The sequence below is a fragment of the Pseudomonas sp. LABIM340 genome (assembly GCF_040017195.2).
Lineage (GTDB): Bacteria > Pseudomonadota > Gammaproteobacteria > Pseudomonadales > Pseudomonadaceae > Pseudomonas.
In genome coordinates this window covers 4,460,103-4,481,206 of sequence record NZ_CM200227.1, presented here as the reverse complement: position 1 = coordinate 4,481,206, position 21,104 = coordinate 4,460,103, and the positions used below count along the sequence as shown (strand labels likewise).

The following is a 21,104-nucleotide window of genomic DNA, read 5'->3' as shown; positions in this document are numbered from 1 at the left end:
GGCGCTGTCGGCGCGAGAATCGCTCGGGCCGTTGCAACGCTTCCGGGGACTGCCTCGTGTCCGTTCAATGTGTTTGCAGGCGGTTGGGGATGGCGATTACGCGATCATCCGCAGGCCTGGCCACTTTTGGCGGCCTCCCGAATATAGCAGCAATGATTAAGTGCTTCAATTGAATGAAAAATTGTTATTATATCCGGATGACGAATCCCGCCCCTCCGACTTCCGGCGTTCAGCTGCTTGAAGTCGCGCCGGAGTATGCCGGCCAACGAATCGACAATTTCCTCCGCACCCAGCTCAAGGGCGTGCCCAAGACCCTGATCTACCGCATCCTTCGCAAGGGTGAGGTGCGGGTCAACAAAGGCCGCATCAAGCCCGAGTACAAGCTGCAGGCTGGCGACGTGATACGCGTGCCGCCGCTGCGTCTGGCCGAGCGCGACGAGCCGGTGCCGCTGGCCCAGGGCTTGTTGGAGCGTCTGGAAGCCGCCATCGTCTACGAAGACAAGACGCTGATCGTGGTGAACAAGCCCACCGGCATCGCCGTGCATGGCGGCAGCGGTCTGAACTATGGGGTCATCGAGGCCTTCCGCCAGCTGCGTCCGGAGTGCAAGGACCTGGAGCTGGTGCATCGCCTGGACCGCGATACTTCCGGCCTGCTGATGATCGCCAAGAAGCGCAGCATGCTGCGCCATCTGCACGACGCCCTGCGTGGCGAGCGCATCGTGGACAAGCGCTACCATGCCCTGGTGCGCGGCAACTGGCCGGCGGCGAAGAAGCAGATTGCCGTGCCGCTGCTGAAGAACAACCTGCGCTCCGGCGAGCGCGTGGTCGAAGTTAACCCCGAAGGCAAGGAAGCGCTGACCGAGTTCAAGGTGCTGCGCCGCTTCGGTGACTTCGCCACCCTGGTCGAGGCGCGTCCGATCACTGGTCGTACCCACCAGATTCGTGTGCATGCCAAGCACGCCGGCCATTCCATTGCCGGCGACCCCAAGTACGGCGACGAAGATTTCTCCCGCGAAATCCGCGAGCTGGGCGGCAAGCGTTTGTTCCTGCACTCGGCCTACCTGCGCGTACCGTTGCCTGATGGCGGTGTGCTGGAGCTCGAAGCGCCGGTGGACGAAGTCTGGCTGCGCACTTTGGAGCGCCTGGATGCGTGAGTATTCCCTGCTGATCTTCGATTGGGATGGCACGCTGGTGGATTCCATCGGTCGTATCGTCGAGGCGATGCGAGTGGCAGCAGTGGGCTCCGGTCTTCCCGAACGCAGCGATGAGGCTATCAAGGGCATCATCGGCCTGGGGCTGCCGGAAGCTATCCAGACGCTGTACCCGGAGGTGGAGGATGGCGAGCCGCTGGATCGCTTCCGGCTTGATTACGGTAATCACTACCTGAGTCTGGAGGTGCAGCCTTCGCCGCTGTTCCCAGGCGTGGCTGAAGCCATGGCGGAGTTTCGCGGGGCGGGCTATCAATTGGCGGTCGCTACCGGCAAGAATCGCCGTGGGTTGGATCGCGTGCTGGCGGGGCAGGGCTGGACGGATTTCTTCGATATCACCCGCGCCGCCGATGAGTCGGCGAGCAAGCCGGACCCGCGCATGCTGCACGAGATTCTCGAGCATTGCCGGGTCGATGCCCGCGATGCGTTGATGGTGGGGGATTCGCCCTTCGATCTGGAGATGGCGCGCCGTGCCGGCATGGATTCGGTGGCGGTGGGCTATGGTGCGCAGTCGCTGGAGATCCTTCGGGAGTATGCTCCGGCGCTGGAAGTGAATCATTTCAATGAATTGCGCGCCTGGCTCGCCGGGCGTTCGGTCAAACCGGTGCTCGAGGTAGGCAACTGATGTCGGATGAATGGAAGGCGGACGATAGCAAGGCTGCGCAAACCACGGCGGGTGACGACAAGAGCTGGAAGTTGCTGGAGAAGGCCGTGCTGGCTGGTGTCCAGGAGCAGCGCCGGTCGCGTCGCTGGGGCATCTTCTTCAAGTTGCTGACTTTCGTTTATCTGTTCGGTGCATTGGCGCTGTTCAGTCCCTTCAGTGGCTTGTCCAAGTCCGCGTCGCGCAGTGCCAGCCATACAGCGCTGATCGAGGTGAAAGGCATGATCGCCGACAACGAGCCAGCCAGTGCCGACAACATCGTTGGTGCGCTGCGTTCCGCGTTCGAGGATGCCGGCACCAAGGGTATCGTCCTGCGTATCAACAGTCCGGGCGGCAGTCCGGTGCAGTCCGGCTATATCTACGATGAAATCAAGCGCCTGCGCGGTGAGCATCCGGATATCAAGGTCTATGCGGTCATCAGTGATCTGGGGGCTTCTGGCGCCTATTACATCGCCAGCGCTGCCGACGAGATCTACGCCGACAAGGCCAGCCTGGTTGGTTCCATCGGTGTGACGGCGGCGACTTTCGGTTTCGTCGGCACCATGGAGAAGCTGGGAGTGGATCGTCGCATCTATACCTCCGGTGAACACAAGGCGTTCCTCGATCCGTTCCAGCCGCAGAAGGCGGATGAAACGGCCTTCTGGCAGCAGGTGCTGGATACCACCCACAAGCAGTTCATCGATGTGGTGAAGAAGGGTCGCGGCGATCGCCTGAAGGACAAGGATCATCCCGAGCTGTTCTCCGGCCTGATCTGGTCCGGCGAGCAGGCACTGCAACTGGGTCTGATCGATGGTCTGGGCAGCTCCAGCTACGTCGCGCGCGAGATCATCAAGGAAAAGGAAATCGTGGACTACACCGTCCAGGAAACCGCCTTCGACCGCTTCACCAAGAAGCTGGGCGCGAGCGTCGCCGAGCGCATGGCGATGTGGATGGGCTGGCAGGGGCCGGTCCTGCGCTGAGTGCGCTTCCTTATATAAGGAAGGAAAAAAGGCCCGGCGATTGCCGGGCCTTTTCTTTTCGAGCTTTCCAGGTCAGGGGATTTGTACTTGCTCGGCAAGCAGCATATCCACCAGGCGAATCAGCGGCAGGCCGACCAGGCTGGTGGCGTCTTCTCCCTCGGTGGATCGGAACAGGCTGACGCCCAGGCCTTCGGCCTTGAAGCTGCCGGCGCAGTCGAAGGGTTGTTCGGTCTCCAGGTAGCGGCGAATGCGTGCTTCGTCGAGGTTGCGGAAGTGCACGGTAAAAGGCACGCAATCGATTTGGGCTTCACCGCTCTGGCTGTTGAGCAGGCAGAGTCCGGTGAGGAAGCTGACGCTCTTGCCGCTGGCGTCTTTTAACTGTTCAGTCGCGCGCTCGATACCGTGAGGCTTGCCGAGAATCCGGTTGCCGTTAACTGCGGCCTGGTCCGAGCCGATGATCAGGTGGGCGGGGTAGCGCTGGGTCAGTGCGCGAGCTTTGCTTTCCGCCAGTCGGCGCACCAGTTGGTCGGCGCTCTCGCCGGGCAGCGGGGTTTCGTCGATGTCGGGGCTGGCGCATTCGAACGGCAGGCGCAGGCGCTGCAACAGTTCACGGCGGTAGGGCGAGCTGGAAGCAAGGATCAGGGGTGGCATGGAGAATTCCTTCGGAGCGTCACCGCGATTCTAGCGAAAAGGGCTGTCCATACAGCGGTTTATGGCTAATTTCCTTTGACAGCTTCGGGTGCATCCCTATAATGGCGCGCTTATGTTGAATGGACCGATACCACCTCACGTTGATCCGCGCAAATTGGTAGAGCGCGCCGCCACCCTTGAGGGTGTGCTGCCGATCGCCAAGATGGCACGTCTCAGCGAGCAACTGACCAGCAGTGATGGCGATGTTCACGCGAAGTTTTCCTTCTTCCGTGATCAGCAGAAACTGGCGGTCATGCACGTCGAGCTCAATGGCGAGGTGAGCATGGTATGCCAGCGCTGTCTCGAGCCGGCCAAATTCCATGTGGGTGGTGCGTACGATTACGTCATCATCCCGGAAGGCAAGTCGATCGATGATCTGCCCAGTGGCTACGATGCGTTGGAAGTGGGGGATGACCCCATCGACCTGACCTCGCTGGCTGAGGACGAGTTGCTGCTCGCCTTGCCCATCGTGCCGGTCCATGACCCTGAGGATTGCCAGCAGCCGGTGGGATACGCTACAGCGCCCGAACCGAGCGAGAACGTCGAAGAACGGCCCAATCCGTTCAGCGTACTGGCGCAGTTGAAGCGTGACCCAAACGTTTAGGAGTTAATCAATCATGGCTGTTCAGCAGAACAAAAAATCCCGTTCCGCTCGTGACATGCGTCGTTCGCACGATGCCCTGGACGCGAACGCTCTGTCCGTGGAAAAGAGCACCGGTGAAGTTCACCTGCGCCACCACGTCTCCCCGGACGGTTTCTATCGCGGCCGCAAGGTCGTAGACAAAGGCTCTGACGAGTAATCTTTGTCCGCACCAATCATCGCGATTGATGCAATGGGTGGGGACTACGGTCCCCACTGCATTGTTCCGGCCTGCATTTCCTTTCTGACCGAATATGCTTCCCTCCAGTTGGTCCTCGTCGGCCAAGCTCCTCTGATAGAAGAACACCTGCGCGGCCTTTCTCCGGTCGAGCGCCAGCGTCTTCATATCCACCACGCCAGCGAAATCGTCACGATGGACGAGCGTCCGTCCCAGGCGTTGCGTGGCAAGCCCGATTCCTCCATGCGTGTTGCCCTCGAACTGGTTCGTGATGGCAAGGCCCATGCCTGCGTCAGTGCCGGTAATACCGGTGCGCTGATGGCGTTGTCCCGTTACTTGTTGAAAACCTTGCCTGGCATCGATCGTCCGGCGATGGTGACGGCCGTGCCGACGCAGAACGGCCACTGCCATCTGCTCGACCTGGGCGCCAATGTCGATTGCAGTGCCGAGCACCTCTATCAGTTTGCCGTCATGGGTGCCGTGGCGGCGGAAGCGCTGGGCAAGAGCAATCCGCGAGTCGCGCTGCTGAATGTCGGCACTGAAGAGATCAAGGGCAACCAGCAGGTGAAGCTGGCGGCCAGTCTCCTGCAGCAGGCGCAGGGTTTGAACTACATCGGCTACATCGAAGGCGACGGCCTGTATCGCGGGTTGGCGGATGTGGTGGTGTGCGACGGATTCGTCGGCAACATCCTGCTCAAGTCCAGCGAGGGCTTGGCGGCGATGGTTGCGGCGCGTCTGGAAGAGTTGTTCAGCTCCAGCTTGCCAGCCAAGGCGGTTGGCCTGATGGCGATGCCTTTCCTGCGCCGGCTACGTGGCGACCTCACGCCGTCGCAGCACAATGGCGCGAGTTTCCTCGGTTTGCAGGGCATCGTGGTGAAGAGTCACGGCAGTGCGAAAGAGGAGGGCATCCAGAGCGCTTTGCGTCGCGCGCTGCTGGAAGTTCGCGAGAATCTGCCCCAGCGGCTGCATGGCCGTCTGGAACATCTGCTCTAATGTGTGACCGCGGTCGTCAGACCGTCATCCAACTGTCAGTTCAATGCGCCAGGCTCTCGCCGGCGTTATCCATTTGACGACACAGACAAAAGGGACCTGTTGCAATGTCCGCATCCCTCGCCTTCGTATTCCCCGGTCAAGGTTCGCAGTCGCTCGGCATGCTTGCCGAGCTGGGTGCTCAGCACGCCACCGTGCGCGATACCTTCGCCGAAGCCTCCGCCGCCCTGGGTTATGACCTCTGGGCCCTCGTGCAGGAAGGTCCGGAAGAGCGCCTGAACCAGACCGACAAGACCCAGCCCGCCATCCTCACTGTCTCCATCGCCCTGTGGCGCCTGTGGCAGTCCGAAGGTGGCGTGCAGCCGGCTTATGTCGCCGGCCACAGCCTGGGTGAGTACTCCGCGCTGGTCGCCGCTGGCAGCCTGGCTTTCGCCGATGCGGTGAAGCTGGTCGAGCGCCGTGGCCAACTGATGCAGGAGGCTGTTCCTGCCGGCACTGGCGGCATGGCTGCCATTCTCGGTCTCGAAGACGCTGACGTGCTCGCCGCCTGCGCCGAAGCGGCGCAGGGCGAAGTGGTCAGCGCCGTGAACTTCAACGCACCCGGCCAGGTGGTGATCGCTGGCGCGGCCAAGGCCGTCGAGCGGGTCATCGAGGCGTGCAAGGCTCGTGGCGCCAAGCGCGCTGTTGCGCTGCCGGTCAGCGTGCCGTCGCACTGCGAACTGATGCGCCCGGCTGCCGAGCGTTTCGCCGAGGCTGTCGAAGCCGTTCAGTGGCAGATGCCGCAGATCGCTCTGGTGCAGAACGTTACCGCCCAGGTTCCGGCTGATCTGGTCGCGCTCAAGCGCGATCTGCTGGCGCAGCTGTACAGCCCGGTCCGTTGGGTCGAGAGCGTGCAGCTGCTGGCCGAAAAAGGCGTCACCGACCTGGTCGAGTGCGGCCCGGGCAAGGTGCTGGCTGGTTTGAACAAGCGTTGCGCCAAGGGCGTGACCACCCACAACCTGGATTCCGCGGACGCCTTCGGCGCAGCCCGCGCGGCTCTGGCTTGAACAGGAGATAAGGCATGAGTCTGCAAGGTAAGGTTGCCCTGGTTACCGGCGCGAGCCGTGGTATTGGCCAGGCCATCGCACTGGAACTGGGTCGCATGGGCGCCACTGTGGTTGGCACCGCCACCAGCGAGTCCGGCGCGCAGAAAATTTCCGAGTACCTCAAGGAAAACGGCATTCAGGGTTCGGGCATGGTCCTGGACGTATCCAACGACGAGTCCGTGACCGCCGTTGTCGAAGCCATCCAGAAAGAATCCGGCGCACCGGCAATCGTCGTCAATAACGCAGGCATCACCCGCGATAACCTGCTGATGCGCATGAAAGACGATGAGTGGTTCGATGTGGTCAACACCAACCTCAACAGCCTCTACCGTCTGTCGAAAGCCGTCCTGCGCGGCATGACCAAGGCTCGCTGGGGTCGCATCATCAATATTGGCTCCGTCGTCGGTGCCATGGGCAACGCCGGGCAGACCAACTACGCCGCTGCCAAGGCCGGCCTGGAAGGCTTCACCCGCGCCCTGGCGCGCGAAGTCGGTTCCCGTGCTATCACTGTCAACGCGGTTGCTCCGGGCTTCATCGACACCGACATGACTCGCGAACTGCCGGAGGCCCAGCGTGAAGCGCTGCTCGGCCAGATTCCGCTGGGTCGACTGGGACAAGCCGAAGAGATCGCCAAAGTGGTAGCATTCCTCGCTTCCGAGGGCGCAGCTTATGTTACGGGTGCCACGGTACCGGTGAATGGCGGAATGTACATGAGCTGATGTGACGAGTTCCTTCGTGGCGATGTCATATGCGCTGTCTAAAATCATCCAAGCGTCGTAACGCTGGAATAGACAGAGCATCTGGGTTGCCGCGAAGGGGCGTCAGCGTTCAGCTTGAAATGCAGAAAACCCTTTCTATACACTTACCCGCAGCCCAGCTGTACGGATTGTCCATAGGAGTGAAAACAAGGTATGAGCACCATCGAAGAACGCGTCAAGAAGATCGTTGCTGAGCAACTCGGCGTTAAGGAAGAAGAAGTCACCAACAGCGCTTCCTTCGTCGAAGACCTGGGCGCCGACTCCCTTGACACCGTTGAGCTGGTGATGGCTCTGGAAGAGGAATTCGAGACCGAAATCCCCGACGAGCAAGCCGAAAAGATCACCACCGTTCAGGAAGCCATCGACTACATCGTTGCCCATCAGGCATAAGACGTAGTCGTCGGTTCCCCGACGAAAGAAGCCGCACGGCCTGCAAAGGCGTGCGGCTTTTCTTTAACGCCGGCGTCAGCCGGCGTTATTGCCGTGAAACACATGAGAGGAAGTCACAGTGTCGCGTAGACGCGTAGTCATCACTGGCATGGGTATGTTGTCGCCCCTGGGTGTGGATGTGCCGAGCAGTTGGGAAGGCATTCTCGCCGGGCGCAGCGGTATCGCCCCGATCGAACACATGGATCTGTCCGCCTTTGCCACCCGTTTCGGCGGCTCGGTGAAAGGGTTCGACGTCGAGCAATACATGTCCGCCAAGGAAGCTCGCAAACTCGACCTGTTCATCCAGTACGGCCTCGCCGCCAGCTACCAGGCAGTGCGTGATTCCGGCCTGGAAGTCACCGACGCCAACCGGGAGCGCATTGGCGTTGCCATCGGTTCGGGCATCGGCGGTCTGACCAACATCGAAAACACCTGTCGTTCGCTGTTCGAGCAGGGCCCGCGGCGCATCTCGCCGTTCTTCGTGCCCGGCTCGGTCATCAACATGGTTTCCGGGTTCCTGTCGATCAACCTCGGTCTGCAGGGCCCCAACTACGCCATTACCACCGCCTGCACCACCGGCACCCACAATATCGGCATGGCCGCGCGCAACATCGCCTATGGCGACGCTGACGTGATGGTGGCCGGCGGGTCCGAGATGGCGGCCTGTGGTCTTGGCCTGGGCGGCTTCGGCGCCGCTCGCGCGCTGTCCACCCGTAACGACGAGCCCACCAGGGCCAGCCGTCCGTGGGACCAGGATCGCGATGGCTTCGTGCTCTCCGACGGCGCAGGCGCGCTGGTGCTGGAAGAGCTGGAGCACGCCAAGGCCCGCGGCGCACGTATCTATGCCGAGGTCGTTGGTTTCGGTATGAGCGGTGACGCCTTCCACATGACCGCTCCGCCGGAAGATGGCGCCGGCGCTGCCCGCTGCATGAAAGCCGCGCTGCGTGATGCCGGGCTGAATCCTGAGCAGGTCGACTACATCAACGCCCATGGCACCTCGACGCCGGCCGGCGATATCGCGGAAATCGCCGCGGTGAAATCGATCTTCGGCGATCACGCCTACCAGCTGTCGATGAGCTCCACCAAGTCCATGACCGGCCACCTGCTGGGTGCTGCCGGCGCGGTCGAGGCGATCTTCTGCGTGCTCGCGCTGCGTGATCAGGTGGCTCCGCCGACCATCAACCTGGACAACCCCAGCGAAGGCTGCGACCTCGACCTGGTCGCCCATCAGGCCAAGGAGCGTCCGATCGACGTCGCCCTGTCCAACTCCTTCGGCTTCGGTGGCACCAACGGCTCCCTGGTATTCCGCCGGTTCCACGGCTGATGCTGAGCTGGATCGACGGCCAGAGCGCCGAGGCCCTGTCCGCGCGCGATCGCGGGCTGGCCTACGGTGACGGGCTGTTCGAGACCATCCGCGTGACCGCAGGCCGTCCGCGCCTGCTGGCACGCCATCGGGCGAGGCTGGAGGAGGGCGTTCGGCGCCTGTCCCTGCCAGTCCCGCTCGATCTCGTCGAAGACGAACTCCTGCGTTTCTCCGCCTTGCTCGGCGATGGCGTCGCCAAGCTGATGCTGACCCGTGGTGACGGCGCGCGCGGCTATGCCCCGCAGGCCGATGCCCAGGTGCGTCGCCTGCTGCTGGCGTCGCCTGCACCGGCCTACCCGGCGAAGAACCGCGAGGAGGGCGTCACGCTCTTCCCCTGCACCACCCGCCTGGCTGAGCAGCCGCTGCTCGCCGGCCTCAAGCACCTCAATCGCCTGGAGCAGGTCCTGGCTCGCGCCGAATGGAGCGACCCGGCCTTCGCCGAAGGATTGATGCGCGATGTTTCCGGGCGGATCGTCGAGGGCGTGTTCAGCAACCTGTTCCTGGTAAAGCAGGGTGAGCTGATCACGGCCGAGCTCAGCCGCTGCGGCGTGGCGGGCGTGATGCGCGCCGAAATCCTCGAGCGCACGCGCGATATGGGCTTGCCGGTCATCGTCCGCGATATCGAGCACGGCGAACTGGCGCAGGCCGATGAGGTCTTTCTCTGCAACAGCCTCTACGGTATCTGGCCGGTGCGCGGCATTGCCGAGCACGCTTGGCCGGTCGGGCCGCTGACCCGTAAACTGCAGGGCCAACTCCGCGAACTTCTGGATTCCTGATACGTGATGCGCAAATTGCTGGTGCTGCTGGAAGGCGGCCTGCTGCTGGCCGGGCTCGTACTGGGCCTGGCGGCCTGGGAGCAGCACCGTGCGCTGCAGCAGCCGCTCCAGCTCACCGAAGAGCGTCTGCTCGACGCTCCCAGCGGCGCCACCCCTGGCCGCCTGCTGACCCGCCTGGAGGACGAAGACGTCCTGCACGGCGGTTTCTGGCTGCGCCTTTACTGGCGCTTCAACCTGGCCGGTGAGGCGCTGCACAGCGGCGAATACCGCCTGACGCCCGGCATGACCGCCGCCCAGCTGCTCGATCTGTGGCGCGAGGGCGATGTGGTGCAGTACGGCCTGACCCTGGTCGAGGGCTGGAACTTCCACCAGGTGCGCGAGCTGCTCGCCCGCCAGCCCAAGCTGGAACAGACCCTGAATGGCCTCAGCGATGCCGAGGTCATGGCGAAGCTGGGCAAGCCCGGCGTGTTCCCGGAAGGCCGCTTCTTCCCCGATACCTACCGCTTCGTCCGCGGCACCAAGGACGTCGACATCCTCAGGCATGCCTATCAGCGCATGGACAGCATTCTCGCCGAAGAGTGGGGCAAGCGCGCGCAGGAGCTGCCTTACAAGGACTCCTACCAGGCGCTGATCATGGCATCGCTGGTGGAGAAGGAAACCGGCGTGCCCCAGGAGCGCGGCCAGATCGCCGGCGTCTTCGTGCGGCGCCTGCAGAAGAACATGCTGCTGCAGACTGACCCGACCGTCATCTACGGCATGGGCGAGCGCTACGCCGGCAAGATCACCCGCGCCGACCTGCGCACGCCGACGCCTTACAACACCTACGTGGTCGCCGGCCTGCCGCCAACGCCCATCGCGCTGCCCGGCCGCGAGGCCATCCATGCCGCGCTCAATCCGGTGGCGGGGCAGAGCCTGTACTTCGTCGCCCGCGGCGACGGCAGCCATACCTTTTCCGACAACCTCGACGACCACAACAAGGCCGTCCAGGAGTTCCAGATCAAGCGTCGCGCCGACTACCGTTCCAGTCCGGCGCCCGTCCCGCTGCCGGCGCAGACGCCGGATGCAGACGCTCCCGCTGCAGATTCTCCTGCAGCGCAGTAGCCCGACAATACAAGGAGTGAGCCGAGTGACCGGCCTGTTCATCACCCTGGAAGGCCCCGAAGGCGCGGGCAAGAGCACCAACCGCGAGTACCTGGCCGAGCGCCTGCGCGAGCGCGGCATCGAGGTCCAGCTGACCCGCGAGCCCGGCGGCACGCCGCTGGCCGAGCGCATCCGCGAGCTGCTGCTGGACCCCAGCGATGAAAAGATGGCGGTGGATACCGAGCTGTTGCTGGTTTTCGCTGCCCGCGCGCAGCACATCGCCCAGGTGATCCGCCCGGCACTCGAGCGGGGCGCCGTGGTCCTCTGCGATCGCTTCACGGACGCCACCTACGCCTATCAGGGCGGCGGTCGCGGCCTGCCGGTCGAGCGCATCGCGCAGCTGGAAGGCTTTGTCCAGGGCGGCCTGCGTCCGGACCTGACCCTGGTCTTCGACCTGCCGGTGGAAATCGGCCTGTCCCGCGCCGCTGCCCGTGGCCGCCTGGATCGCTTCGAGCAGGAAGGCCGCGCCTTCTTCGAGGCCGTGCGCAACACCTATCTGGATCGCGCCCACGCCGAGCCGGGGCGCTATCACATCCTCGATGCCGCGCAGTCGCTGGCCGAGGTGCAGCGCGACCTGGACAAGCTGCTGCCGGCCCTGCTGGAGCGCCTCAATGGCTGACATCTACCCCTGGCAGCAGGGTCTCTGGCAGCAGCTTGGCAGCCGCCCGCAGCACGCCCATGCCTATCTGCTGCATGGCCCGGCCGGCATCGGCAAGCGTGTGCTGGCGGAAAACTTCGTGCACTTCCTGCTCTGCCAGCGCTCTGAAGGCGGCAAGGCCTGTGGTCAATGCAAGGCCTGCCAGTTGCTGGCGGCGGGCACCCACCCGGATTATTTCCTGCTGGAGCCGGAGGAGGCGGAGAAGCCGATCCGCGTCGACCAGGTTCGCGAGCTGGTGAATTTCGTGGTGCAGACCGCGCAGCTCGGCGGTCGCAAGGTGGTGCTGCTGGAGCCGGCCGAGGCGATGAACCTCAACGCCGCCAACGCGCTGCTCAAGAGCCTGGAAGAGCCTTCGGGCAATACCGTGCTGCTGCTGATCAGTCACCAACCCAGCCGATTGCTGCCAACCATCAAGAGCCGCTGCGTGCAGCAGGCCTGCCCGCAGCCGACCGCCGCACAGGCGCGTGACTGGTTGGCCGGTGCGTTACCGGATGAATCGCCGGAGGCGCTGGACGAGTTGCTGGTGCTGGCCGGCGGCTCGCCGCTGACCGCTCAACGCCTGCAGGGCCAGGGTGTGCGCGAGCAGCGCGCGCAAGTGGTGGAGGGCGTGAAGAAGCTGCTCAAGCAGCAGGTTGCCCCAAGTCAGCTGGCGGAAAGCCTGAATGGCGTACCCTTGCCGCTGCTGTTCGACTGGTTCTGCGATTGGGCGCTGCTGATGCTGCGCTACCAGCTGGCCCGCGATGAAGAGGGCCTCGGGCTCGCGGACATGCGCAAGGTCGTGCAGTATCTCGCCGAGAAGTCGACACAGCCCAAGGTGCTGGCGATGCAGGACTGGCTGCTGTTGCAACGGCAGAAAGTCCTCAATAAAGCCAACCTCAACCGTGCCTTGCTTCTCGAAGCCTTGCTCGTACAGTGGGCAAGTCTGCCCGGGCCGGGCTAGAATCCGGCCATCGGAAAAATCTGCCAGGACAGCTGAATGAGCTTGCCACCAAATCTGGGTCCGCGTAACGGAATCCTGTCCCTGACCATCAAGGACAAATCCGTGCTGTATGCCGCCTACATGCCGTTCATCCGCAACGGCGGGCTGTTCATTCCGACCAACAAGACCTACAAGCTGGGCGATGAGGTCTTCATGCTGCTCAACCTGATGGACGAGCCGGAGAAGATCCCGGTCGCCGGCAAGGTGGTCTGGATCACTCCGAAGGGCGCCCAGGGCAACCGCGCCGCCGGTATCGGCGTGCAGTTCAATGATGGCGACAACACCGCGCGCAACAAGATCGAGACTTACCTCGCCGGTGCGCTGAAATCGGACCGCCCGACCCATACCATGTAGAATTTGCAAGCTTTACAGGCTGCAACCACGAAGCGCCCGATCGGGCGCTTCGTCATTTCCGGAGAGTGTTTCATGCTGGTCGATTCCCACTGCCACCTCGATCGCCTCGATCTCGCCGCCCACGACGGGTCGCTGGACGCCGCGCTGGACGCCGCCCGTGCGCGCGGGGTCAGCCAGTTCCTGTGCATCGGCGTGAGTGCAGACAACGCCCGGGCAGTGAAGGACCTGGCCGATCGCTATGCCGACGTGCATTGTTCGGTGGGTGTCCACCCACTGGACCTGGAGCCCGGCGCCGCGCCGGCGCTGGACTGGCTGCTGGGCGAGCTGAACCACCCACGTGTGGTGGCCATCGGCGAGACTGGCCTGGACTATCACTACGAGCCCGAAGCCGCCGAGTTGCAGCAGGAAGCCTTCCGCCTGCACCTGGAGGCCGCCAAGGTCACCGGCAAGCCGGTCATCGTGCACACCCGCGAAGCCCGCGCCGACACCCTGGCGCTGCTGCGCGAGGCAGCACTGCCGCAGGCCGGTGTGCTGCACTGCTTCACCGAAGACTGGGAGATGGCCAAGGCGGCGCTGGATATCGGCTTCTACATCTCGCTGTCGGGCATCGTCACCTTCCGCAATGCCGAGCAGCTGCGCGAAGTGGCTCGCCAGGTGCCGGTGGATCGCCTGCTGGTGGAAACCGATTCGCCCTATCTGGCGCCGGTGCCCCATCGCGGCAAGCCGAACCTGCCCGAATACGTGCGCGAAGTTGCCGAGTATCTGGCGGTGCTGCGTGGAGTGAGCTTCGAGACCCTGGCCGAGCAGACCACCGCCAACTTCCGCCGGTTGTTTCCGCTCACTACCTGATTGCGTCTGCGTGGATACATTTCCTGCGCGCAAAAAAAACCCGGGTTCTGGGGGATGAATCCGGGTCAAGACCATTAGGAGTGTAACAATAAGGTACGCGATCCTCGGTACCTTCACCGGCGGGGCACTTGGGGGGAGATGCCGCGCACCGGTATCTACCAGTATTGGCCAAGATGCGGCGGCTGCCACAGGGTGCCCGCTGTTTTTTAAACGGATTTGGAATACATCACACCGGGCTGAGCAGCTTTCTCGGTCGCGCCCGCGTTATTGCCCCGCCAGAGCCCCGATCAGCCCCAGGGTTTCCTCGATGACCGCCTCGCTGGTGTAGAAGTGCGGCGAGAAGCGGATGCCGGCGCCACGCTGGATGCACACCACCTGCTCGGCGCGCAGGCGCTCCAGCAGACGGGTGTTGTCCCAGCCGGCGAGGCTGAAGGTCAGGATGCCGGCGCGACGGGCCGGGTTTAGCGGGCTGTGCAGCGAAGCCCCGTCGATACACCCCAGGCCGTTATGCAATTGCTGGACGCGCGCCTGCACCAGTTCGCCCACCGTCACCATGCCGACTTCCTCCAGCAGGCTCAGGCTGGCCTCCAGCGCCACCGCGCCGAGCATGTTCGGGCTGCCGCACTCGAAGCGCCGCGCGCTGCGTGCCGGTTGCCAGTCGGCCAGATCGTAGTTGCCGGCGTTTTCCAGCATGTGCCAGCCGTATTCCTGCAGCGCCAGTTGCTCGCGCTCGGCGGCGCGGCAATAGAACACACCCAGGCCTTCCGGACCGAGCATCCACTTGTGGCCGTCGGCCATGGCGAAGGCGCAGTCATAGGCCTGGACGTCGAAGGGCAGGGCGCCCAGTTGCTGGATGGCATCGATGCAATACAGCACGCCGCGCTGGCGGCAGCCGGCGCCGAGGCGCTCCAGGTCCATGCGCAGCCCGCTGGCGTACTGCACGGCGCTGATCGACAGCAGGCGCGTGCGCGGGGTGCAGGCGGCCAGCAGGTCGCCTTCCGGGTCAGCACCGTCCAGGCTCACCTGGATGACTTCCACGCCGCGCGGCTTCAGCGCTTCCCAGACGATGCGGTTGGAGGGGAATTCCTGATCGCTGATCACCACCTGGTCGCCGGCGCGCCAGTCCAGGCCGAAAGCGACGAACGACAGCGCCTCGGAAGTGTTCTTCACCAGCGCGATGTCGCCGGTGGTCTGGGCGTTTACCAGGCGCATCAGGCGTTCGCGCAGGCGCTTCTCGATGGTCAGCCACTGCGGGTAGTCGCGGGCGCCCTGCAGGATGTTCTCCTGGGCGAAGGCGGCGACGGCGTCTGCGGCGCGCTTGGGCCAGGGAGCGACTGCCGCGTGGTTCAGGTAGCGCAGGCCGGTTTTATGGGGAAACTCGGAAGAAAAGCTAATCATGTCGGATGATCCGTGCAATTTGGCGCTGAATAGGCATAATACGCGGCTTCGAATTTTGACTATTTTTGACCGAACAGTCTTTTTATGCAGAAAGAGCCGCGCAAGGTTCGCGAATTCCGTCGTCGCGAACAGGAAATCCTCGACACCGCCCTCAAGCTGTTCCTTGAGCAGGGCGAAGACAGTGTCACGGTCGAAATGATCGCCGATGCCGTGGGTATCGGCAAAGGCACCATCTACAAGCACTTCAAGTCCAAGGCGGAGATCTACCTGCGCCTGATGCTGGACTACGAGCGCGATCTGGCCGACCTGTTCCACTCCGAAGACGTCGCCCGCGACAAGGAGCGCCTGTCGCGCGCCTACTTCGAGTTCCGCATGCGCGATCCGCAGCGCTACCGCCTGTTCGACCGCCTGGAAGAAAAGGTGGTGAAGACCAGCCAGGTCCCGGAGATGGTCGAGGAGTTGCACAAGATCCGCGAGTCCAACTTCGAGCGCCTGAGCCAGCTGATCAAGGAACGCATCGCGGCGGGCAAGCTGGAAGACGTGCCGGCCTACTTCCACTACTGCGCGGCCTGGGCGCTGGTGCATGGCGCCGTGGCGCTGTACCACTCGCCGTTCTGGCGCGAAGTGCTGGAGGACCAGGAGGGCTTCTTCCAGTTCCTCATGGACATCGGCGTGCGCATGGGCAACAAGCGCAAGCGCGATGGCGATACGCCAGCCGCCTGAGTCGCCATTCAGATGGCCCATCGTCGCGGTTGCGACAGGGCTTGTGGCGAGGGTGGGGATATACTTGCCTGAGTGATTCCCACCGGAGCCGAGCATGATCGTCGACCGCCAGGGCAGGCGCTTCCGCAATCTGCGGGTCAGCCTGACCGCCGCATGCAACTACGCCTGCACCTACTGCGTGCCGGACGGCAAGCGTCTGGTCGCGGCGCAGGACGAGCTCTCCGCCGAATCGCTGGTGCGCGGCGTGGCCTACCTGATCGAGGCCGCTGGCATCGAGCGGCTGCGGGTCACCGGCGGCGAACCGCTGGTCAGCCCGAAGCTGGATGCCTTCCTGCACGGCGTCAGCCGCCTCGGCCTGCGGGACATCGCCATCACCACCAATGGTCAGCTGCTGTCGAAGAAGCTGCCGCTGTTGCTCGATTGCGGCATCCGCCGCCTCAATGTTTCCCTCGATACCCTGGATGCCGACGCCTTCCGGCGCATCGCCCGTGGCGGTGATCTTGCCACCGTGCTCAAGGGGCTCGACGAGGCTCGCGCCGCGGGCCTGAAGATCAAGCTCAACATGGTGCCTTTGCGCGGGCAGAACCTCGACCAGGTGGTGCCGCTGCTGGATTACTGCCTGGAGCACGGCTTCGAGCTGCGCTTCATCGAGCTGATGCGCATGGGCCACCTGGCCCGCGACCCGAACGGCTTCAACCAGCAGTTCATCGGCATGGCCGAGCTGCTTGAGCTGATTGGCGCGCGCCACCCCTACATTCAGGCGGATGCGCCGGTGGATGCCACCGCGCTGCGTTACGAGGTGCCTGGGCAGGGCTTCTTTGGCGTGATCGCCAACGAGAGCGTGCCGTTCTGCCGGACCTGCTCGCGCCTGCGCCTGTCCTCCACCGGCTGGCTGCATGGCTGCCTGTCGTCGAGCAACCGCCACTACGTCGGCGACCTGCTGGACAAGCCGCGCCACCAGGCGCTCCCGGCCCTGCAACGCCTGCTGGTGCGCGCCCTGGCGGACAAGCAGGAAGTCGCCTTCTCCGGCGGCGTCACCATCATGAAGATCATCGGCGGCTGAGACCGCCCCCAGACCTGATTAGCCCATGCCCAACGAATTCCCCATTTCCTATATCGAGCCGGTCTTCCGGCCGCCGAGCGAGGCGAACTCGCTCATTCTTCCGGTCACCAACGGTTGTTCGTGGAACCAGTGTGGTTTCTGCGAGATGTACACCCAGCCGCAGAAGAAATTCCGCGCCCGCGACGAGGCCGAAGTGCTGGAGGAGATTCGCCGCTGTGGCGAGCGCCTGATCGTGCAGCGGGTGTTCCTCGCCGACGGCGATGCGCTGGTGCTGCCGACGCGGCGCCTGCTCAACATCCTCCGCGCGATCCGTGAGCACATGCCCGAGGTGGACCGCGTCTCCAGCTACTGCCTGCCGCGCAACCTGCGCAAGAAGTCGGTGGATGAGCTGAAGGAGCTGGCTGACGCCGGCCTGCGCATGGCCTACGTGGGCGCCGAGTCCGGCGACGACGAAGTACTGGCGCGGGTGAACAAGGGCGAGACCTATGCCTCGACGCTGGATGCCCTGCAGAAGCTGGGCGAGGCGGGGATCACGCGCTCGGTGATGATTCTCAACGGCCTGGGTGGCAGCAAGCTGAGCGCTCAGCACGCCGACAACTCAGCACGCCTGATGAACGAAGCGCAGCCGGAGTTTCTCTCCACTTTGGTTGTCAGCTTCCCCACCGGCGAAGAGCGCTATCGCGCCGGCTTCCCGGACTTCCAGTCGCTGTCACAGGCCGAGCTGTTCGTCGAGGTCGAGCGCCTGCTGGGCGCGCTGGAGCTGCGCGACACGGTGTTCCGCAGCGATCATGCGTCCAACTACCTGGTACTCAAGGGCACGCTGGGTGCGGACAAGGCGAAATTGCTCGCTCAGGTGCGTCAGGCCATCGAGCAACCCCAGCGCGCGCATCTGCGCCAGGAATGGCAGCGGGGCCTGTGATGGCGCGGAAGCTGCATTGCCTGTCCGAATGCCGGTTTTTCGTCGCCGGCTCCGGAGACTTTGCATGCGCCAACTGATACTGATCCTTGCCTTCGCCGCCCTGGGCGGCTGCATGAGCCCCAATGACCTGGCCGACGGCACCGATTACTACCTGCGCGACGCGGGCTTCCTCGATCACAGCCAGACCCGCCGTACCTCGAACTGGCGCCTGCAGCAGGACTCCTTCATCTACATCGCCCAGGGCCCGTTCGTGCCGCCCGGCCATCCCTACGCGCGGCCCAACGTGGTGGCGGAGGAGGCGTTCAAGGGCTTCGTCCAGTACTTCCCGCTGGTGCGCCGGGCCAAGAGCCCGCTGGGGCTCGAGGGCGCCATGCAGGAGGCGCGCGCGGCAGGCGCCAATTATCTGCTGTATACGCGCTTCGCCCGTGGGGAGGACAATGCCGGGACCTACGAGCAGTACGAAGACACCGATAACGCCGTGGGCCGCGACCGCAGCGTGATTCAGGTGATGCTGATCGAGACCGACAACCGCTACCTGGTGGACAGCGCGACTATCCGCAGCCGCGGCGGTTTTCTGACATTCTATGACGCCAGCCCCGAGGACCTGATCGGGCGACCGCTGGAAGACTATGCCCGCAGCCTGCTGGGGGTGAAGACGCGAGAGGAGTACCAATGACAGAACCACAGACTCAATCGGACCGGGCCGGCAACCTGCTGGCGCAGATTCCCGCCAGCAAGGACAAGGGGCTGCCGCCGGTACATCTGTGGAACCCCGATTGCTGCGGCGATATCGACATGCGCATCGCCCGCGACGGCACCTGGTATTACCTGGGCACGCCGATCGGCCGCAAGCCGATGGTCCGGCTGTTCTCCACCATCATCCGCCGCGATGGCGACGACTATTTCCTGGTCACCCCGGTGGAGAAGTGCGGGATATCCGTCGATGACGCGCCTTTCGTCGCGGTCACCCTGGCGGTCGAAGGGGAGGGCGAGCAGCAGGTGCTGCGCTTCACCACCAACGTCGAGGACGAAGTGGTAGCCGACGCCGCGCATCCGATTCGGGTCGAGCTGGACCCGCAGACCCAGGAGCCGTCGCCCTATGTGCTGGTGCGGGTGAACCTGGAAGCGTTGATCCACCGCAACGTGTTCTACCAGCTGGTGGAACTGGCGGTTGCCCGCGAAATCGACGGCGTTGACTGGCTGGGTGTCTGGAGTTCGGGGGAGTTCTTCCCTATCGCGCCGCAGCCGTGACCTGGTGGTCTGAACGCGGCCGGTAGTTCGATTCCGGCTTCGCTACAACTTTTTCGAACTTGCAAAAAAGGCTCCCGAGGGAGCCTTTTTCGTTACCGCCAACTCGATTACATGTTGGGGTAGTTCGGACCGCCGGTGCCCTCGGGGGCAACCCAGGTGATGTTCTGGGCCGGGTCCTTGATGTCGCAGGTCTTGCAGTGCACGCAGTTCTGGGCGTTGATCTGGAAGCGCTTGCTGCCGTCGTCGTTGCTTACCACTTCGTACACGCCGGCCGGGCAGTAACGCTGCGCAGGCTCGTCGTAGAGCGGCAGGTTCTTCGCGATCGGGGTGTTCGGGTCGGTCAGCTTCAGGTGGATCGGCTGGTCTTCCTCGTGGTTGGTGTTGGACAGGAACACCGAGGACAGCTTGTCGAAGCTGAGTTTGCCGTCCGGCTTCGGATAGTCGATCTTCGGCGCTTCGCTGGCCTTCTTCAGGGTCGCGTAGTCCGGCGTCGTATCGTGCAGTGTGAACGGAAGCTTGCCGCCAAAGATGTTCTGGTCGATGAAGTTGAACGCACCGCCACCGATGGCGCCGAACTTGTGCATCGCCGCGCCGAAGTTACGGCTGCGGAACAGTTCGTCGTACAGCCAGCTGCCCTTGAAGGCTTCGACGTAGTTGGTCAGCTCGTCGCCGCCCTCACGGCCGGCGAACAGGGCTTCGGCAACGGAGTCGGCGGCCAGCATGCCGGACTTCATGGCGGTGTGGCTGCCCTTGATCTTGGCGAAGTTCAGGGTGCCCAGGTCGCAACCGATCAGCGCGCCGCCGGGGAAGACCATCTTCGGCAGCGAGTTCAGGCCGCCCTTGCAGATGGCGCGAGCACCGTAGGCCACGCGCTTGCCGCCTTCCAGGTACTGCTTGATCACCGGGTGGTGCTTGTAGCGCTGGAACTCGTCGAACGGCGACAGGTGCGGGTTGGTGTAGGACAGGTCGATGATCAGGCCGACCACCACCTGGTTGTTTTCCAGGTGATAGAGGAAGGAGCCGCCCGGGTTGTCGTCGTTCAGCGGCCAGCCGGCGGTGTGCACCACCAGGCCCTGCTCGTGCTTGGACGGGGCGATGTCCCAGATTTCCTTGATGCCGATGCCGTAGTGCTGGGCGTCGGCTTCGCTGTCGAGCTTGTACTTCTTGATCAGTTGTTTACCGATGTGGCCACGGCAGCCTTCGGCGAACAGGGTGTACTTGGCGCGCAGTTCCATGCCTGGGGTGTAGTAACCCTCTTTCGGATTGCCTTCGCGGTCGACGCCCAGGTCACCGGTAACAATGCCGCGCACCACGCCATTCTCGTCGATCAGCGCTTCCTGGGCAGCGAAGCCCGGGTAGATCTCGACGCCCAGGCCTTCGGCCTGCTGGGCCAGCCAGCGGCACAGGTTGCCCAGGGAGATGATGTAGTTGCCTTCGTTGTGCATGGTCTTGGGCACGAAGAAGTTCGGCACCTTGGCCGCCGCTTCCGGGCTCTTCAGCACATAGATGTCGTCGCGCTTGACGGGGGTGTTGAGCGGCGCTTCGAGTTCCTTCCAGTTGGGGAACAGCTCGTTCAGCGCGCGGGGCTCGAACACGGCGCCCGAGAGGATGTGGGCGCCCACTTCGGAACCCTTCTCGACCACACAGACGCTGATTTCCTGACCCGCGTCGGCGGCCTTCTGTTTCAGTCGGCATGCGGCGGACAGACCGGCAGGGCCGGCGCCGACGATGACGACGTCGAATTCCATAAATTCGCGTTCCACTATCGATCTCTCCTGAATCAAGGCTCTGGGTATTTTGTAGGTATTGGGATGGGCGTGCCCCCACCCAGTAAGAGCGGGGCGCATTATAGCTAGACCTGTTGCTATATCTAAACCCTTTATCGAACGCAATACAAACGTTTGTTTGAATCGCGTGTAACCCTGATAGAATCGGGGTCCGCGGCTTATGAAGGGGTATTTTCGTGTATTGACCCGCCCGGTCGATGCAGTCAAGATACCTGCGGTTTTGCGGTCGCGTTGCGCTGGATGTAG

24 protein-coding genes are annotated in these 21,104 nt (G+C 63.7%); 21 read left to right on the top strand and 3 right to left on the bottom strand.

The window, feature by feature from the left end:
• The first annotated feature begins 197 nt into the window (after positions 1 to 197).
• From rluC to sppA, 3 genes are read left to right on the top strand one after another with little or no spacing between them, the layout of a single operon-like run.
• Positions 198 to 1,154: a 23S rRNA pseudouridine(955/2504/2580) synthase RluC gene (rluC, locus tag ABKS89_RS20425; protein WP_348586834.1), complete on the top strand. Its 957-nt coding sequence runs from the start codon at positions 198 to 200 to the stop codon at positions 1,152 to 1,154.
• Positions 1,147 to 1,833: an HAD-IIIA family hydrolase gene (locus tag ABKS89_RS20420; protein WP_348586833.1), complete on the top strand. Its 687-nt coding sequence runs from the start codon at positions 1,147 to 1,149 to the stop codon at positions 1,831 to 1,833. The genes rluC and ABKS89_RS20420 overlap by 8 nt, the downstream gene beginning before the upstream one ends.
• Positions 1,833 to 2,828 (top strand): signal peptide peptidase SppA, encoded by a 996-nt coding sequence (sppA, locus tag ABKS89_RS20415; protein WP_348586832.1) that lies wholly within the window; start codon positions 1,833 to 1,835, stop codon positions 2,826 to 2,828. Before ABKS89_RS20420 ends, sppA begins: the two co-directional genes overlap by 1 nt.
• Positions 2,829 to 2,900: 72 nt before the next feature.
• Here sppA and ABKS89_RS20410 read toward each other — a convergent pair whose 3' ends face one another.
• A complete protein-coding gene (locus ABKS89_RS20410; RefSeq protein ID WP_348586830.1) occupies positions 2,901 to 3,479 on the bottom strand; it encodes a Maf family protein in 579 nt (192 codons plus the stop codon).
• A gap of 112 nt (positions 3,480 to 3,591) precedes the next feature.
• Here ABKS89_RS20410 and ABKS89_RS20405 point away from each other — a divergent pair, with 112 nt between their 5' ends.
• The 13 genes from ABKS89_RS20405 to ABKS89_RS20345 all read left to right on the top strand — a co-directional run bounded on the left by ABKS89_RS20405 (position 3,592) and on the right by ABKS89_RS20345 (position 13,717).
• Positions 3,592 to 4,122 (top strand): YceD family protein, encoded by a 531-nt coding sequence (locus tag ABKS89_RS20405; RefSeq protein ID WP_348586828.1) that lies wholly within the window; start codon positions 3,592 to 3,594, stop codon positions 4,120 to 4,122.
• A 13-nt stretch (positions 4,123 to 4,135) separates the two neighbouring features.
• Positions 4,136 to 4,318: a 50S ribosomal protein L32 gene (rpmF, locus tag ABKS89_RS20400; protein ID WP_009621425.1), complete on the top strand. Its 183-nt coding sequence runs from the start codon at positions 4,136 to 4,138 to the stop codon at positions 4,316 to 4,318.
• A gap of 3 nt (positions 4,319 to 4,321) precedes the next feature.
• Complete coding sequence (gene plsX / locus ABKS89_RS20395) at positions 4,322 to 5,329, top strand: phosphate acyltransferase PlsX (RefSeq protein WP_348586826.1); 1,008 nt, start codon at positions 4,322 to 4,324, stop codon at positions 5,327 to 5,329.
• Between the two features lie 104 nt (positions 5,330 to 5,433).
• On the top strand, positions 5,434 to 6,372 hold the full coding sequence (gene fabD, locus ABKS89_RS20390; RefSeq protein ID WP_348586824.1) for an ACP S-malonyltransferase: 939 nt from the start codon (positions 5,434 to 5,436) through the stop codon (positions 6,370 to 6,372).
• A 14-nt stretch (positions 6,373 to 6,386) separates the two neighbouring features.
• Complete coding sequence (gene fabG, locus ABKS89_RS20385; RefSeq protein WP_037014455.1) at positions 6,387 to 7,130, top strand: 3-oxoacyl-ACP reductase FabG; 744 nt, start codon at positions 6,387 to 6,389, stop codon at positions 7,128 to 7,130.
• A gap of 192 nt (positions 7,131 to 7,322) precedes the next feature.
• Entirely contained in the window at positions 7,323 to 7,559 is a 237-nt protein-coding gene (gene acpP, locus ABKS89_RS20380) for an acyl carrier protein (RefSeq protein ID WP_015477931.1), read from the top strand.
• Between the two features lie 118 nt (positions 7,560 to 7,677).
• Entirely contained in the window at positions 7,678 to 8,922 is a 1,245-nt protein-coding gene (gene fabF / locus ABKS89_RS20375; protein WP_081519477.1) for a beta-ketoacyl-ACP synthase II, read from the top strand.
• The gene (pabC, locus tag ABKS89_RS20370; RefSeq protein WP_348586822.1) at positions 8,922 to 9,737 is read left to right on the top strand and encodes an aminodeoxychorismate lyase; all 816 of its coding nucleotides are present in this window, start codon (positions 8,922 to 8,924) and stop codon (positions 9,735 to 9,737) included. Before fabF ends, pabC begins: the two co-directional genes overlap by 1 nt.
• 6 nt (positions 9,738 to 9,743) lie before the next feature.
• Positions 9,744 to 10,838 carry an endolytic transglycosylase MltG gene (mltG, locus tag ABKS89_RS20365; RefSeq protein ID WP_348587606.1) on the top strand — a complete coding sequence of 365 codons (1,095 nt, stop codon included), beginning with the start codon at positions 9,744 to 9,746 and terminating at the stop codon, positions 10,836 to 10,838.
• Positions 10,839 to 10,863: 25 nt separating this feature from the next.
• On the top strand, positions 10,864 to 11,496 hold the full coding sequence (gene tmk, locus ABKS89_RS20360; protein ID WP_348586820.1) for a dTMP kinase: 633 nt from the start codon (positions 10,864 to 10,866) through the stop codon (positions 11,494 to 11,496).
• Complete coding sequence (locus tag ABKS89_RS20355; protein ID WP_348586818.1) at positions 11,489 to 12,475, top strand: DNA polymerase III subunit delta'; 987 nt, start codon at positions 11,489 to 11,491, stop codon at positions 12,473 to 12,475. The genes tmk and ABKS89_RS20355 overlap by 8 nt, the downstream gene beginning before the upstream one ends.
• A 36-nt stretch (positions 12,476 to 12,511) precedes the next feature.
• Positions 12,512 to 12,868: a PilZ domain-containing protein gene (locus ABKS89_RS20350; RefSeq protein WP_009621447.1), complete on the top strand. Its 357-nt coding sequence runs from the start codon at positions 12,512 to 12,514 to the stop codon at positions 12,866 to 12,868.
• A gap of 72 nt (positions 12,869 to 12,940) precedes the next feature.
• Positions 12,941 to 13,717 (top strand): TatD family hydrolase, encoded by a 777-nt coding sequence (locus ABKS89_RS20345; protein WP_348586817.1) that lies wholly within the window; start codon positions 12,941 to 12,943, stop codon positions 13,715 to 13,717.
• Between the two features lie 264 nt (positions 13,718 to 13,981).
• Here the strand turns inward: ABKS89_RS20345 and ABKS89_RS20340 are convergent, their stop codons facing one another.
• Entirely contained in the window at positions 13,982 to 15,115 is a 1,134-nt protein-coding gene (locus tag ABKS89_RS20340) for an aminotransferase class V-fold PLP-dependent enzyme (protein ID WP_348586815.1), read from the bottom strand.
• 84 nt (positions 15,116 to 15,199) lie between these two features.
• Between ABKS89_RS20340 and ABKS89_RS20335 the strand changes: the two genes are divergently transcribed.
• The 5 genes from ABKS89_RS20335 to ABKS89_RS20315 all read left to right on the top strand — a co-directional run bounded on the left by ABKS89_RS20335 (position 15,200) and on the right by ABKS89_RS20315 (position 19,071).
• A complete protein-coding gene (locus ABKS89_RS20335; RefSeq protein ID WP_045211585.1) occupies positions 15,200 to 15,838 on the top strand; it encodes a TetR/AcrR family transcriptional regulator in 639 nt (212 codons plus the stop codon).
• A gap of 94 nt (positions 15,839 to 15,932) precedes the next feature.
• Positions 15,933 to 16,901: a GTP 3',8-cyclase MoaA gene (locus tag ABKS89_RS20330; RefSeq protein ID WP_138214909.1), complete on the top strand. Its 969-nt coding sequence runs from the start codon at positions 15,933 to 15,935 to the stop codon at positions 16,899 to 16,901.
• Positions 16,902 to 16,926: 25 nt separating this feature from the next.
• A complete protein-coding gene (locus ABKS89_RS20325) occupies positions 16,927 to 17,820 on the top strand; it encodes a radical SAM protein (RefSeq protein WP_348586813.1) in 894 nt (297 codons plus the stop codon).
• Between the two features lie 64 nt (positions 17,821 to 17,884).
• Positions 17,885 to 18,496 carry a DUF4823 domain-containing protein gene (locus ABKS89_RS20320; protein ID WP_138214907.1) on the top strand — a complete coding sequence of 204 codons (612 nt, stop codon included), beginning with the start codon at positions 17,885 to 17,887 and terminating at the stop codon, positions 18,494 to 18,496.
• On the top strand, positions 18,493 to 19,071 hold the full coding sequence (locus tag ABKS89_RS20315) for a DUF1285 domain-containing protein (RefSeq protein ID WP_138214906.1): 579 nt from the start codon (positions 18,493 to 18,495) through the stop codon (positions 19,069 to 19,071). Before ABKS89_RS20320 ends, ABKS89_RS20315 begins: the two co-directional genes overlap by 4 nt.
• Before the next feature lie 107 nt (positions 19,072 to 19,178).
• Here the strand turns inward: ABKS89_RS20315 and ABKS89_RS20310 are convergent, their stop codons facing one another.
• Positions 19,179 to 20,834 carry a 4Fe-4S dicluster domain-containing protein gene (locus ABKS89_RS20310; RefSeq protein WP_518300958.1) on the bottom strand — a complete coding sequence of 552 codons (1,656 nt, stop codon included), beginning with the start codon at positions 20,832 to 20,834 and terminating at the stop codon, positions 19,179 to 19,181.
• Positions 20,835 to 21,104 lie beyond the last annotated feature (270 nt).

What these genes read in the sequence shown, in the direction of transcription:
- mltG (WP_348587606.1), top strand. Translation starts at nt 9,744, where the DNA reads ATGCGCAAATTGCTGGTGCTGCTGGAAGGCGGCCTGCTGCTGGCCGGG.
- ABKS89_RS20320 (WP_138214907.1), top strand. Translation starts at nt 17,885, where the DNA reads ATGCGCCAACTGATACTGATCCTTGCCTTCGCCGCCCTGGGCGGCTGC.
- acpP (WP_015477931.1), top strand. Translation starts at nt 7,323, where the DNA reads ATGAGCACCATCGAAGAACGCGTCAAGAAGATCGTTGCTGAGCAACTC.
- ABKS89_RS20340 (WP_348586815.1), bottom strand. Translation starts at nt 15,115, where the DNA reads ATGATTAGCTTTTCTTCCGAGTTTCCCCATAAAACCGGCCTGCGCTAC.
- ABKS89_RS20410 (WP_348586830.1), bottom strand. Translation starts at nt 3,479, where the DNA reads ATGCCACCCCTGATCCTTGCTTCCAGCTCGCCCTACCGCCGTGAACTG.
- ABKS89_RS20325 (WP_348586813.1), top strand. Translation starts at nt 16,927, where the DNA reads ATGCCCAACGAATTCCCCATTTCCTATATCGAGCCGGTCTTCCGGCCG.
- fabD (WP_348586824.1), top strand. Translation starts at nt 5,434, where the DNA reads ATGTCCGCATCCCTCGCCTTCGTATTCCCCGGTCAAGGTTCGCAGTCG.
- rpmF (WP_009621425.1), top strand. Translation starts at nt 4,136, where the DNA reads ATGGCTGTTCAGCAGAACAAAAAATCCCGTTCCGCTCGTGACATGCGT.
- ABKS89_RS20405 (WP_348586828.1), top strand. Translation starts at nt 3,592, where the DNA reads ATGTTGAATGGACCGATACCACCTCACGTTGATCCGCGCAAATTGGTA.
- ABKS89_RS20330 (WP_138214909.1), top strand. Translation starts at nt 15,933, where the DNA reads ATGATCGTCGACCGCCAGGGCAGGCGCTTCCGCAATCTGCGGGTCAGC.
- ABKS89_RS20355 (WP_348586818.1), top strand. Translation starts at nt 11,489, where the DNA reads ATGGCTGACATCTACCCCTGGCAGCAGGGTCTCTGGCAGCAGCTTGGC.
- ABKS89_RS20315 (WP_138214906.1), top strand. Translation starts at nt 18,493, where the DNA reads ATGACAGAACCACAGACTCAATCGGACCGGGCCGGCAACCTGCTGGCG.
- ABKS89_RS20345 (WP_348586817.1), top strand. Translation starts at nt 12,941, where the DNA reads ATGCTGGTCGATTCCCACTGCCACCTCGATCGCCTCGATCTCGCCGCC.
- pabC (WP_348586822.1), top strand. Translation starts at nt 8,922, where the DNA reads ATGCTGAGCTGGATCGACGGCCAGAGCGCCGAGGCCCTGTCCGCGCGC.
- fabG (WP_037014455.1), top strand. Translation starts at nt 6,387, where the DNA reads ATGAGTCTGCAAGGTAAGGTTGCCCTGGTTACCGGCGCGAGCCGTGGT.
- ABKS89_RS20420 (WP_348586833.1), top strand. Translation starts at nt 1,147, where the DNA reads ATGCGTGAGTATTCCCTGCTGATCTTCGATTGGGATGGCACGCTGGTG.
- sppA (WP_348586832.1), top strand. Translation starts at nt 1,833, where the DNA reads ATGTCGGATGAATGGAAGGCGGACGATAGCAAGGCTGCGCAAACCACG.
- rluC (WP_348586834.1), top strand. Translation starts at nt 198, where the DNA reads ATGACGAATCCCGCCCCTCCGACTTCCGGCGTTCAGCTGCTTGAAGTC.
- ABKS89_RS20335 (WP_045211585.1), top strand. Translation starts at nt 15,200, where the DNA reads ATGCAGAAAGAGCCGCGCAAGGTTCGCGAATTCCGTCGTCGCGAACAG.
- ABKS89_RS20350 (WP_009621447.1), top strand. Translation starts at nt 12,512, where the DNA reads ATGAGCTTGCCACCAAATCTGGGTCCGCGTAACGGAATCCTGTCCCTG.